Raw genomic sequence first — 12,693 nt, forward strand, 5'->3', positions numbered from 1 at the left:
TATCACTGCGTCTTGTAGGCCGGGTAAGCTAAGCGCCACCCGGCTTTTTTATTGAGTAAAAATCGTGAATACACTCGAACACACCATCGGCAACACCCCTCTGGTCAAACTTCAGCGCATGGGGCCTGATAACGGCAGCGAAATCTGGGTCAAACTCGAAGGCAATAACCCGGCGGGGTCGGTAAAAGACCGGGCGGCGCTGTCGATGATTGTCCAGGCCGAAAAGCGCGGTGAAATTAAGCCCGGCGACGTGCTGATCGAAGCCACCAGCGGTAACACCGGTATCGCGCTGGCAATGATTGCCGCCCTGAAAGGCTACCGCATGAAGTTGCTGATGCCGGATAACATGAGCCAGGAGCGCCGGGCCGCCATGCGCGCCTATGGAGCCGAGCTGATTCTGGTGAGCAAAGAGCAGGGGATGGAAGGGGCGCGAGATTTAGCGTTAGCGATGGCGGAGCGCGGGGAAGGCAAGCTTCTCGACCAGTTCAACAACCCGGACAACCCGTACGCGCACTACACCACCACCGGCCCGGAAATCTGGCAGCAAACCGACGGGCGCATCACCCACTTTGTCTCCAGCATGGGGACCACGGGCACGATCACCGGTGTGTCACGCTTTCTGCGCGAACAGGAGAAGCCGGTGACGATTGTCGGCCTGCAACCGGAAGAGGGGAGCAGCATTCCGGGCATCCGCCGCTGGCCGGCGGAGTATATGCCGGGCATCTTTAATGCGCAGCTTGTGGACCAGGTGCTGGATATTCATCAGCGCGAGGCGGAAAATACCATGCGTGAGCTGGCCGTGCGTGAAGGTATCTTCTGCGGCGTCAGCTCTGGCGGTGCCGTAGCGGGTGCGATCCGGGTGGCTGAGTCCACGCCGGGGGCGGTGGTCGTAGCGATTATTTGCGATCGCGGCGACCGTTATCTGTCTACCGGCGTCTTTGGTGAAGAGAGTTATTCGCAGGGGGCGGGGATTTAAGCGTCATGGAGATGATTTTATTCCGGGATAACACCCGGGCGCAGCAAACCGATATTGTCGCCGTTCAGTCGCAGGTGGTGTACGGCAGCGTGGGAAACAGCATCGCGGTGCCGAATATTCGCACCCACCGGCTGAACGTTACCGCCGTGCCAACGGTGCTGTTCAGCAATACGCCGCACTACGACACCTTCTACGGCGGGGTGATCCCGGACGAGTGGTTCAGCGGCTACCTTAAGGCGCTGGAAGAGCGCGAGATCCTGCGCGAGCTTAAAGCGGTCACCACCGGCTATATGGGCAGCGCCAGCCAGATCGCGCTGCTGGCGCAGTGGCTGAAGGCAATCAAAGTGCAACATCCCGATCTGCTGGTGCTGGTCGACCCGGTAATTGGGGATATCGATAGCGGGATGTACGTGAAGCCGGATATTCCTGAAGCCTACCGTGAGCATCTGCTCCCGCTGGCCCAGGGCATTACGCCCAACGTGTATGAACTGGAAGTGCTGAGCGGCAAACCGTGCCGTACGCCGGAGAGCGCCATTGCCGCCGCGCAGGGGCTGCTGTCCGACTCGCTGAAATGGGTGGCGATCACCAGCGCGCCAGTGGCTGACGATCCGCAGAATATCCACGTCGTGCTGGTGAGCGAAGAAGGTGTTACCGTAAGCGCGCACCCGCGCGTAGAGACGGATCTGAAAGGAACGGGCGATCTGTTCTGTTCAGAGCTGGTCAGCGGCATTGTGGGAGGGAAGACCGTTGCCGATGCCATTCGCATGGCGGGCGATCGGGTGACTGACGTTATGATCTACACGCAGTCGAAAGGCTATGACGAGCTTATTCTGCCGGCATAAACAAAAATGGCGCCCGAAGGCGCCATTTTTCTGTGCGGCAAGAATTACTTCTTGATGCGGATAACCGGGGTTTCACCCACGGTGACGCTGCCAGACAGTTTGATCAGTTCTTTGATTTCGTCCATGTTGGAGATAACAACCGGAGTCAGGGTAGACTTCGCTTTTTCTTCCAGCAGCGGCAGATCGAATTCAATTACCGGGTCGCCAACTTTAACACGCTGGCCTTCTTCCGCGATACGTTTGAAGCCTTCGCCTTTCAGTTCAACGGTGTCGATACCGAAGTGAACGAACAGTTCGATACCGCTATCGGATTCGATAGAGAACGCATGGTTGGTTTCAAAAATTTTACCGATGGTGCCGTCAACTGGAGCAACCATTTTGTTGCCAGTTGGTTTGATAGCAATGCCATCACCAACGATTTTCTCAGCAAACACTACATCCGGCACGTCTTCGATGTTGACGATCTCGCCGGAGAGCGGAGCAACAATCTCAATAGTTCCGGAGTCTTTCTTGTCATCAGAAACCAGAGATTTCAGTTTATCGAACAAACCCATGATCTTCTCCTAAGCAGTAAATTGGGCCGCATCTCGTGGATTAGCAGATTGTTTTTTCTTCAATGAACTTGTTAACCAGCGTCATTAACTCGTCCGTTGTCGGTTGAGCAAGAGCCTGCTCTGCTAACACCTTCGCATCTTCGAAGTTCGTGTTACGGATAATCTTCTTAATGCGCGGGATGGAAATGGCGCTCATAGAGAATTCGTCCAGACCCATACCCAGCAACAGAAGTGTAGCACGTTCGTCGCCTGCAAGCTCACCACACATGCCAGTCCATTTACCTTCTGCATGAGAAGCATCAATAACTTGCTTGATCAAATTCAGTACGGACGGTGACATTGGCTGGTAGAGATGTGAAATCATATCATTACCACGGTCAACTGCCAGGGTGTACTGCGTTAAATCATTGGTACCGATACTAAAGAAATCAACTTCTTTGGCTAAATGACGCGCAATGGTCGCGGCTGCCGGTGTTTCCACCATCACGCCGATCTCAATGGATTCGTCAAATGCTTTACCTTCGTCGCGCAGTTCCTGTTTGTAGATTTCGATCTCTTTCTTCAGTGCACGCACTTCTTCAACAGAAATGATCATCGGGAACATGATGCGCAGTTTACCGAAAGCGGAGGCACGCAGAATAGCGCGAACCTGGTCACGCAGGATCTCTTTGCGATCCATGGCGATACGCACGGCACGCCAGCCCAGGAACGGGTTCTCTTCTTTCGGGAAGTTCATGTACGGCAGCTCTTTGTCGCCACCGATGTCCATAGTACGGACGATTACAGCCTGCGAGCCGCACGCTTCCGCAACCGCTTTGTACGCTGCAAACTGCTCTTCTTCCGTTGGCAGAGCGTCGCGATCCATGAACAGGAATTCAGTACGATACAGACCTACACCTTCCGCGCCGTTGCGCTCAGCGCCGTCAACGTCACGTACGGTACCGATGTTAGCGCACACTTCAACCTGATGGCCGTCCAGCGTGATAGCTGGCAGATCTTTCAGTTTAGCGAGTTCCGCTTTCTCGGTAGCAACCTGCTCCTGAACGGAACGCAGCTGCTCGATCACATCGTTAGTTGGGTTGACGTAAACCACATTGTTTACGGCATCCAGAATCAGATAGTCGTCGTTTTTCACCTGGGAGGTAACGCTACCGGTACCCACAATGGCTGGCAGCTCCAGAGAACGCGCCATGATTGAGGTGTGGGAGGTACGTCCACCTGCATCAGTAATGAAACCCAGCACCTTGTTCAGGTTCAGCTGTGCGGTTTCAGACGGGGTCAGGTCAGCGGCAACCAGGATGACTTCGTCCTGAATCGCGCTCAGATCGATGATGGCCAGACCCAGGATGTTGCGCAGCAGGCGCTTACCGATGTCACGTACGTCAGCCGCACGTTCTTTCAGGTATTCATCGTCCAGCTCTTCCAGGGCAGATGCCTGACCTTCGATAACTTCATGCGCAGCCGCGTCGGCCGTCATGCCTTTATCTTTAATCAGGGCTATGATTTCCTGCTCCAGCTCCTCATCTTCGAGCAGCATAATGTGCCCTTCGAAGATGGCTTCTTTTTCTTCACCGAAAGTTTCGCCAGCTTTAGTTTTAATCGCTTCCAGTTGCGCAGATGCCTTGGCACGACCGCTCAGAAAACGTTCAACTTCCTGATCAACCTTGTCGGCAGAAATTTTTTTCCGGTCAATGACGATTTCGTCTTCTTTCAGCAGCAATGCTTTGCCGAAAGCGATACCCGGGGATGCTAAAATGCCTGAAATCATAACCCTACCTTACTTGTGACTGATATTGAAAAGAACCCGGTAAACTTACTCGAGTTCAGCCATCAGCTTAACCAGATGCTCAACTGCTTTCTGCTCGTCTTCACCTTCAGCGGAGATGGTAACAACGGTACCCTGAGTCAGGCCCAGAGTTTGCAGCTTGAACAGGCTTTTTGCGCTAGCGCTTTTGCCGTTGGAAGTCACGGTGATTTCAGAAGTGAAGCCTTTCGCTTCTTTAACAAACTGAGCAGCAGGGCGGGTGTGCAGACCGTTCGGAGCGGTAATGGTAACTTCTTGCTGGAACATTGTATTTCCCCAACTTATAGGTTTAGTGTTGTGGAACTAAAGTCTAGCCTGGCGACTTAACTTTAGCCTGTATAGTTAGCGCTGACGTTTCAATCGTCATTAAACATTATGCAGTGAAAGCAAGACTTGAACCAAATCATAAAATCGATTCAGCAGCGCTATTTCGTTCACCGATTAATTTCGCGCATCAAAATAATTGCTGGTTTAAATACCAGACCCAACGGGGTGAAGCAATGCCAGGAGGGGTAAAACTTTGAAGCAGGCCACAAAAAAGCACCTGAAAAGGTGCTTTTTTACGCGTTTTTAACATGCTGGCATCACTGTTGCAGTTCTTTCTCTGTGAAGAGATCGGCAAACAGTGCTGTGCTTAAGTAACGCTCACCCGAAGACGGTAGGATAACCACAATGTTCTTATTGGTAAAGGTTTCATCTTCCAGCAGTTTGAGGGCTGCCGCAACCGCCGCACCGGAAGAGATACCCGCCAGAATGCCTTCCTCGTCCATCAGGCGACGCGCCGTGGAGATGGCTTCTTCATTGGTAATGGCGACGACTTTATCGATCAGCTTCAGATCCAGGTTGCCTGGAATAAAGCCAGCGCCGATACCCTGGATTTTGTGTGGGCCAGGTTTGATCTCTTCGCCTGCCAGCGCCTGAGCGATAACCGGTGAGTCGGTTGGCTCAACGGCAACGGTAATCAGATCTTTTTTACCTTTCGTGCCTTTAATATAGCGAGACACACCGGTCAGCGTACCGCCGGTGCCTACGCCGGAGATAAACACATCAACCTGACCGTCGGTATCTTCCCAGATTTCCGGGCCGGTGGTTTTCTCATGAATTTCCGGGTTGGCCGGGTTGCTGAACTGCTGGAGCAGCAGATACTTTGCCGGATCGCTGGCAACAATTTCTTCGGCCTTCTGAATCGCGCCCTTCATGCCTTTTGCGCCTTCGGTCAGGACCAGGTTCGCACCCAGCGCTTTCAGCAGCTTACGACGCTCAATGCTCATGGTTTCAGGCATAGTCAGCGTCAGCTTATAGCCACGCGCCGCCGCAACATAGGCCAGAGCGATACCGGTATTGCCGCTGGTGGGTTCAACCAGCTCAACGCCAGGTTTCAGCACGCCACGCTTTTCAGCATCCCAAATCATATTCGCACCGATACGGCATTTAACGCTGAAGCTTGGGTTACGAGATTCGACCTTCGCCAGAATGCGTCCATTACCGATACGGTTCAGTCGAACCAGGGGCGTATGACCGATAGTCAGCGAGTTGTCTTCATAAATCTTACTCATGGCCTGTCCTTAACTGTATGAAATTGGGATACCGACCCAGCATACCTGTTGAACAGGTATGGGGAAGTAAGGAAATCGCATATCTATATGCTGCAAGGAAATAATGGGGATCAGTATGGAATAAGGGGCGGCATAAGCCACCCCTCTTTTACACATTTTTGCATTACTTCCATAACGCGTGCTTAGCACGGTAGCAGTCCACCCACATCGCCGTCGCGCCGCAAACGGCGACGGGCATGATGAACAAATTCAGGAAAGGGATCATGGTGAACAGGCTGGTCAGCGCGCCAAACTGCATGTTGGCAACCTTCTGAGTGCGCAGGGCAGTGCGCATCTCTTTAAACGGCACTTTGTGGTTATCGAACGGATAATCACAGTACTGGATAGCGAGCATCCAGGCGCTGAACAGGAACCACAGCACGGGCGCGACCGTCTGGCCAATCCCGGGTACAAAATAAAGAATAAGCAGCACAATCGCCCGCGGCAGGTACCAGGCGAACTTCTGCCATTCACGCTTCATGATGCGGGGGAGATCTTTCACGATCCCCAGTACGCCCGTGTCAGGTGGCGTCGCACCGGTCAGGCGCGCTTCCAGCTGTTCGGCCAGCAGACCGTTGAACGGCGCGGCTATCCAGTTTGCTATCGTCGAAAAGAAATAACCGAAAACCAGCAGCACGGAGATAACCGCAATCGGCCAGAGCAGGTAGTCTAGCCACTGTAACCAGTCCGGCACATAGCTCATCAGGGAAGGGATCCAGCTTTCCAGTCTGGTGAACAGCCACCAGAAGGCCCCGCCCATCAGAATAATGTTGATCAGTAACGGCAAAATAACGAAGCGTCGAATGCCCGGCAGGGAGACCAGTTTCCAGCCCTGAGAAAAGTACCAGACCCCGCTGCGTGGGGCAGAAGAAGATGTTGAAACCATACCAGGCTGTACTCCTTTTTACACAACCAGTGGAATTGCCCGCCTATATTATCCAGTTACGGGCCAATGACCAGTTCGGAAATGTTCGAAAAACCAGCAAAAAGCACGATTTAGTTCATCTTTATGCTGTGAATGCTCTGCATACACTTGCACTTGACGTAAACGGCAAATACTCTTAGTGAGTAAATGTTTGCCGTGGTGGCAAGGTGTTAGAACAACAGAGAATATAATGATGCAGGATTTGCGTCTGATATTAATCATTGTTGGCGCGATCGCCATAATCGCTTTACTGGTACATGGTTTCTGGACCAGCCGTAAAGAGCGTTCCTCTATGTTTCGCGATCGTCCACTGAAGCGCATGAAGTCCAGTCGTGACGACGATGACGTTGAAGACGACATCGACGGTCCTGACGACGACGGCGTGGGTGAAGTTCGTGTTCATCGGGTCAATACTGCGCCCGGCGCAGCGCATGGAGAGCATGAAGCCCCCCGCGCTCCGCAGCACCAGTATCAACCACCGTATGCCTCTGCCCAGCCGCGCCAGCCAGCGCCGCCGCCAGTGGAAGAACCTGTTCGTCATCCGCCGCAGCAGCCTGTGCAACAGCAGCCCGTTGCGCCACAGCCTGTACAGCCGCAACCTGTGCAACAGCCTGCACAGCCAGTGCATCAGCCACAGCCTGTTCAGCAGCCGCAGCCGGTACAACAACCGCAGCCGCAGCCTGAACCACCTGCGCCACAGCCCGCTCCGCGCGTTGAGCCAGAGCCGGTCGCAGAGCCAGAACCGGTTGTTGAAAAGCCGCAGCGTAAAGAAGCGGTGATCATCATGAACGTGGCTGCTCATCATGGCACCCATCTGAACGGTGACGTGCTGCTTAACAGCATCCAACAGGCAGGCTTCAAGTTCGGCGACATGAATATTTTCCATCGCCACCTGAGTCCTGACGGTAGCGGTCCGGCGCTGTTTAGCCTGGCCAATATGGTCAATCCAGGCACGTTTGACCCGGAAATGACCGGTGATTTCGTCACGCCGGGGGTTACGATCTTTATGCAGGTGCCGTCCTACGGTGACGAGCTGCAAAACTTTAAGCTGATGCTACAGTCCGCTCAGCACATCGCCGACGAAGTGGGCGGTGTGGTGCTCGACGATCAGCGTCGAATGATGACGCCGCAGAAACTGCGCGAGTATCAGGACCGCATCCGCGAAGTTAAGGAAGCGAACGCGTAATCGTCGCGTTAACTTCACCTCCTCCTCAACCCCCGCCTGTCGGGGGTTTTTCTCATTGATGGTGCGATATGGACTCAATCGAACAACAACTTACTGAACTGCGAACCACGCTTCGCCATCATGAATATCTCTATCATGTTATGGACGCACCGGAAGTGCCGGATGCGGAATATGACCGCCTGATGCGTGAACTGCGCGAGCTGGAAGCGCAGCACCCCGAACTGATTACGCCCGATTCCCCAACGCAGCGCGTCGGCGCGGAACCGCTGGGCGCTTTCAGCCAGGTGCGCCATGAAGTGCCGATGCTCTCGCTGGATAACGTGTTTGATGAAGAGAGTTTTCTGGCTTTCAACAAGCGTGTGCAGGATCGCCTGAAGAGCGTCGACAATCTGAGCTGGTGCTGCGAGCTGAAGCTGGATGGTCTGGCCGTCAGTATTCTTTATGAGAACGGCGTGATGGTGCGTGCCGCAACGCGCGGCGATGGCACTACCGGGGAAGACATCACCACCAATGTGCGCACCATTCGTGCGATCCCGCTGAAACTGCGTGGCGATAACATTCCCGCCCGGCTGGAAGTGCGCGGGGAAGTGTTCCTTCCGCAGGCGGGCTTCGAGAAGATCAACGAAGAAGCGCGTCGTACCGGCGGGAAAGTGTTTGCTAACCCGCGTAACGCGGCGGCAGGTTCGCTGCGTCAGCTCGATCCGCGAATCACCGCGAAGCGACCGCTTACTTTCTTCTGCTACGGCGTCGGGATCCTGGAAGGCGGTGACCTGCCAGATACCCACCTGGGTCGCTTAATGCAGTTCAAAGAGTGGGGGTTACCGGTTAGCAACCGCGTGCAGCTCTGCGACTCTCCGGAGGCGGTGCTGGCGTTCTATCACAAGGTTGAAGAAGATCGTCCCACGCTCGGGTTTGATATTGATGGCGTGGTGATCAAGGTTAACTCGCTGGCGTTGCAGGAACAGTTAGGATTTGTGGCCCGTGCGCCGCGCTGGGCGGTAGCCTTTAAGTTCCCGGCGCAGGAGCAGATGACCTTCGTTCGCGACGTGGAGTTTCAGGTAGGGCGTACGGGGGCGATTACGCCTGTGGCGCGTCTGGAGCCTGTGCAGGTGGCTGGCGTGCTGGTAAGTAACGCCACGCTGCATAACGCCGATGAAATTGCCCGCCTGGGCCTGCGCATTGGTGACAAAGTGGTGATTCGCCGCGCGGGTGATGTGATCCCACAGGTGGTTAACGTTGTTGAGTCTGAACGTCCTGCCGATACCCGTGCCATCGAGTTTCCAGCCCACTGTCCGGTATGTGGTTCGGACGTTGAGCGCGTGGAAGGTGAAGCGGTAACGCGCTGTACGGGCGGGTTAATCTGCGGCGCGCAGCGTAAAGAGTCCCTAAAGCACTTTGTCTCCCGCCGGGCGATGGACGTGGACGGAATGGGTGACAAGATTATCGACCAGTTAGTTGAGAAAGAGTACGTCCATACGCCAGCGGACCTCTTTACCCTGACGGCAGGTAAGCTGACCGGTCTTGATCGTATGGGGCCAAAATCTGCCCAGAACATCGTTAACGCGCTCGAGGCGGCCAAAAACACCACCTTTGCCCGTTTCCTTTACGCGCTTGGCATTCGTGAAGTCGGAGAGGCGACAGCGGCAGGGCTGGCGGCGTATTTCGGCACGCTGGACGCGCTGGAGAAAGCCACCATCGACGAGCTACAGAAAGTCCCTGATGTCGGCATTGTGGTCGCTACCCACGTTTTCAACTTCTTCGCCGAAGAGAGCAACCGTGAAGTGATCGGTAAATTACTGGAACAGGGCATTCACTGGCCTGCACCGGTAGTGGTTAATGCCGAAGAGATCGACAGCCCGTTTGCCGGTAAAACGGTGGTGCTGACCGGCAGCCTGAGCCAGCTCTCGCGCGATGACGCGAAAGCGCGCCTGGTGGCGCTGGGGGCAAAAGTGGCGGGCAGCGTATCGAAGAAAACCGACCTGGTGATTGCCGGGGAAGCGGCCGGTTCGAAGCTGGCAAAAGCGCAGGAGCTTGGCATCGAGGTAATCGACGAAGCGGAAATGATGCGCCTGTTAGGAGAGTGACGTGGAAAAAGAGCAGCTCGTTGAGATCGCCAATACGGAGATGCCGTTCGGTAAATATAAGGGTCGCAGGCTGATTGATTTACCGGAAGAGTATCTGCTGTGGTTTGCCCGTAAGGATGAGTTCCCCGCCGGGCGTCTGGGCGAGCTGATGGCTATCACGTTACTGATCAAAACAGAGGGGCTGACCCAGCTGGTTCAGCCCCTGAAACGTCCTTAAACTTTCGCGGCGCGGGTCTCTTCCTGCGCCAGCTTTTCCGTCTGCGCCTTGTAACGCCGCGCCAGTACTGCACATACCATCAGCTGGATCTGATGGAAAATCATCAGCGGCAACACCATCATCCCAATGACGGACGTCGGGAACAGAATATTGGCCATTGGGATCCCGTTGGCGAGGCTCTTTTTCGATCCGCAAAATACAATGGTGATTTCATCGGCTTTATTGAAGCCGCATTTGCGGGCCACAAAGACGTTAACCGCGATGACAATGGCCAGCAGAACGATGCTTACCACCACAATAAACAGCAGCGATCCAGCGCCCACCCTGTGCCAGATGCCGTTCACCACGGCTTCGCTGAAGGCCGTGTAAACCACCAGCAGAATTGAGCTTTGGTCCGTTTTCCCGATCCATTTTTTATGTTTTGCCACAAACGCCCCAATCCAGGGACGGGATAAGTGTCCGAGCACAAACGGCAGCAGCAGTTGCAGACAAATTTTACCCACCTGCTCCAGATTACCTTCCGCCCCGTGCATATTCATCAGCAGACCGACCAGCAGCGGTGAAACAAAGATCCCCAGCAGGCTGGAAGCGGAAGCAGAACAAACCGCCGCCGCGACGTTACCGCCCGCCAGCGAGGTAAAGGCAATAGCGGACTGCACGGTGGCCGGCAAAATGCACAGATAAAGGAAACCGGTATACAGCGCCGGATCGACATTCACCGGCGCCCACCAGGCGAACAGCACGCCCAAAACCGGGAAGAGGATAAAGGTGCTGCACATTACCCACAGGTGTAGTCGCCAGTGGCTACCGCCTGCAATAATGGCTTCCCGGGAGAGTTTGGCGCCATGCATAAAGAACAGCAGGGCAATGGCTGCCGTGGTCAGTCCTTCAATAACCGGAACGAAACTGCCCCGCGCCGGGAAGAACGAGGCCAGCAAGACGACACCAATCAGGGTCAGCGTAAACGGATCAAGGATACGAAAAAGTTTCATAATCACTCCTGAAAACAGATGCCGCTATTGTGCTTTCTTCCCTTTGAGAAATAAAATTGATTTATTGCATCCATTCATGAATTAAACAGATGAATTATTCGTTACGTCAGCTTCGCGTTTTCGTCACCGTCGCGCAGGCCCGCAGCTTTAGCCGGGCAGGGGAGATCATTGGCCTCAGTCAGTCGGCGGTGAGCCACAGCGTTAAGGAGCTTGAAACGCAAACGGGAGTGAAGCTGCTCGACCGTACGACGCGAGAAGTGGTACTCACCGAAGCGGGACAGCAGCTGGCAATGCGTCTGGAGAGGCTGCTGGATGAACTGCACAGTACGCTCAGGGATGTCGGCCGGCTCGGACAACAGCTTTCCGGCACCGTGAGAGTGGCGGCGAGCCAGACGATTTCAGCGCATCTTATTCCCCAGTGTATCGCTGAAAGTAATCACCGCTATCCGGATATCGATTTTGTTTTGCACGACAGGCCGCAGCAGTGGGTACTGGAGAGTATCCGTCAGGGGGATGTGGATTTTGGCATCGTTATTGATCCCGGAGCGGTAAGCGACCTGGAATGTGAAGTGGTGCTCTCGGAGCCCTTTTTATTGCTCTGCCGCGATGATGATCCGCTGGCATCGCTGCCACACGTGGCCTGGCAGGCCTTGCAGGGGGCAAACCTGGTGTTACAGGATTATGCATCAGGCAGCCGTCCGCTGATAGATGCCGCTCTGGCCGCGCAGGGCGTTAAGGCAACCATTGTGCAGGAGATTGGGCATCCTGCCACGCTCTTCCCGATGGTCGAAGCGGGGATTGGCATCAGCGTTCTGCCGGCGCTGGCGCTGCCACTGCCGCAGGGGAGTCGTTTAACGGTGAAGCGTTTCGTACCCTGTGTCGAACGCCAGCTGATGCTGGTACGCCGTAAAAACAGGTCACTTTCCGGCGCGGCGCATGCCTGCTGGGATGTGGTGCGTATGCAGGCCGAACGTTTGATGGAGGCCCGCACACGCGATCCACTTTTTAACGAAACCAATAATCAGATGTAGATATTAATCTGATGCTCCGCGGAGGGCTTATTGATGCCTTCCGCGACTGCCTGACCTTTTTCCTGTTTTGGCATCGCCTCTTCTGCCTGCTGACGCTGCAATTGCGCCAGCTGTGCCTGCAACATAGCCAGCTGAGATTCGAGTAATTCCTGCTGCTTTTGCTTCTCTTCTGCTGTGGCATCACCCATGGCCACTTCTTTGAGCTGCTGAGTGACTTTCGTTATCTGTTTGGTCAGACGGGTGATTTGAGAAGCAATGTCGTTTCCGCCGGAGCTGTTATCTACGCTGCCGATTTCCATCGCCGACAGAGAAACGGGCTTAAGAGTTGTCATATTGAGATCCTTTTCGCCATAAAATAGAGGTATCGGCAAAGAAGGCGTGAGCTTGAGTAAAACAAGCGGTCTGGCTGCAATGGGGATGTGCTATATCGCAGATAGCAAAAAAGCGCCTTTAGGGCGCTTTTTTACATTGGTGGGTCGTGCAGGAT

The 12,693-nt window shown here is 54.6% G+C and carries 13 protein-coding genes; 6 read left to right on the top strand and 7 right to left on the bottom strand.

The window, feature by feature from the left end; all coding sequences use genetic code 11:
* Positions 1-64: 64 nt before the first annotated feature.
* Both cysM and pdxK read left to right on the top strand, forming a co-directional pair.
* Entirely contained in the window at positions 65-976 is a 912-nt protein-coding gene (gene cysM / locus INF61_RS19280) for a cysteine synthase CysM (protein WP_017383476.1), read from the top strand.
* Between the two features lie 5 nt (positions 977-981).
* Entirely contained in the window at positions 982-1,818 is an 837-nt protein-coding gene (gene pdxK / locus INF61_RS19285; protein ID WP_193548010.1) for a pyridoxine/pyridoxal/pyridoxamine kinase, read from the top strand.
* A gap of 44 nt (positions 1,819-1,862) precedes the next feature.
* On the opposite strand, the gene crr is transcribed toward pdxK, so the two are convergent.
* The 5 genes from crr to cysZ form a co-directional block, all read right to left on the bottom strand.
* Positions 1,863-2,372 (bottom strand): PTS glucose transporter subunit IIA, encoded by a 510-nt coding sequence (gene crr, locus INF61_RS19290; RefSeq protein WP_003861316.1) that lies wholly within the window; start codon positions 2,370-2,372, stop codon positions 1,863-1,865.
* A 40-nt stretch (positions 2,373-2,412) separates the two neighbouring features.
* Positions 2,413-4,140 carry a phosphoenolpyruvate-protein phosphotransferase PtsI gene (ptsI, locus tag INF61_RS19295; RefSeq protein WP_006811455.1) on the bottom strand — a complete coding sequence of 576 codons (1,728 nt, stop codon included), beginning with the start codon at positions 4,138-4,140 and terminating at the stop codon, positions 2,413-2,415.
* A 45-nt stretch (positions 4,141-4,185) separates the two neighbouring features.
* The gene (gene ptsH, locus INF61_RS19300) at positions 4,186-4,443 is read right to left on the bottom strand and encodes a phosphocarrier protein Hpr (protein ID WP_000487600.1); all 258 of its coding nucleotides are present in this window, start codon (positions 4,441-4,443) and stop codon (positions 4,186-4,188) included.
* Between the two features lie 317 nt (positions 4,444-4,760).
* Positions 4,761-5,732 (bottom strand): cysteine synthase A, encoded by a 972-nt coding sequence (cysK, locus tag INF61_RS19305; protein ID WP_006811453.1) that lies wholly within the window; start codon positions 5,730-5,732, stop codon positions 4,761-4,763.
* Positions 5,733-5,895: 163 nt separating this feature from the next.
* Entirely contained in the window at positions 5,896-6,657 is a 762-nt protein-coding gene (cysZ, locus tag INF61_RS19310) for a sulfate transporter CysZ (protein WP_006811452.1), read from the bottom strand.
* 229 nt (positions 6,658-6,886) lie between these two features.
* Between cysZ and zipA the strand changes: the two genes are divergently transcribed.
* The 3 genes from zipA (at position 6,887) to INF61_RS19325 (ending at position 10,183) form a co-directional block, all read left to right on the top strand.
* Positions 6,887-7,882 (top strand): cell division protein ZipA, encoded by a 996-nt coding sequence (zipA, locus tag INF61_RS19315; RefSeq protein ID WP_015572226.1) that lies wholly within the window; start codon positions 6,887-6,889, stop codon positions 7,880-7,882.
* 68 nt (positions 7,883-7,950) lie between these two features.
* Complete coding sequence (ligA, locus tag INF61_RS19320; RefSeq protein WP_032659688.1) at positions 7,951-9,966, top strand: NAD-dependent DNA ligase LigA; 2,016 nt, start codon at positions 7,951-7,953, stop codon at positions 9,964-9,966.
* 1 nt (position 9,967) lies between these two features.
* Positions 9,968-10,183: a DUF3820 family protein gene (locus tag INF61_RS19325; protein WP_003861328.1), complete on the top strand. Its 216-nt coding sequence runs from the start codon at positions 9,968-9,970 to the stop codon at positions 10,181-10,183.
* On the opposite strand, the gene INF61_RS19330 is transcribed toward INF61_RS19325, so the two are convergent.
* The gene (locus INF61_RS19330; RefSeq protein WP_015572227.1) at positions 10,180-11,175 is read right to left on the bottom strand and encodes a bile acid:sodium symporter family protein; all 996 of its coding nucleotides are present in this window, start codon (positions 11,173-11,175) and stop codon (positions 10,180-10,182) included. The two genes, INF61_RS19325 and INF61_RS19330, sit on opposite strands and share 4 nt — an antisense overlap.
* A gap of 89 nt (positions 11,176-11,264) precedes the next feature.
* Here INF61_RS19330 and INF61_RS19335 point away from each other — a divergent pair, with 89 nt between their 5' ends.
* Positions 11,265-12,206 (top strand): LysR family transcriptional regulator, encoded by a 942-nt coding sequence (locus INF61_RS19335; protein ID WP_032649001.1) that lies wholly within the window; start codon positions 11,265-11,267, stop codon positions 12,204-12,206.
* Here INF61_RS19335 and INF61_RS19340 read toward each other — a convergent pair.
* Complete coding sequence (locus INF61_RS19340) at positions 12,197-12,538, bottom strand: FlxA-like family protein (RefSeq protein ID WP_017383471.1); 342 nt, start codon at positions 12,536-12,538, stop codon at positions 12,197-12,199. The two genes, INF61_RS19335 and INF61_RS19340, sit on opposite strands and share 10 nt — an antisense overlap.
* Positions 12,539-12,693: the final 155 nt, after the last annotated feature.

Source organism: Enterobacter cloacae complex sp. P18RS (assembly GCF_014982105.1).
GTDB lineage: Bacteria > Pseudomonadota > Gammaproteobacteria > Enterobacterales > Enterobacteriaceae > Enterobacter > Enterobacter hormaechei_C.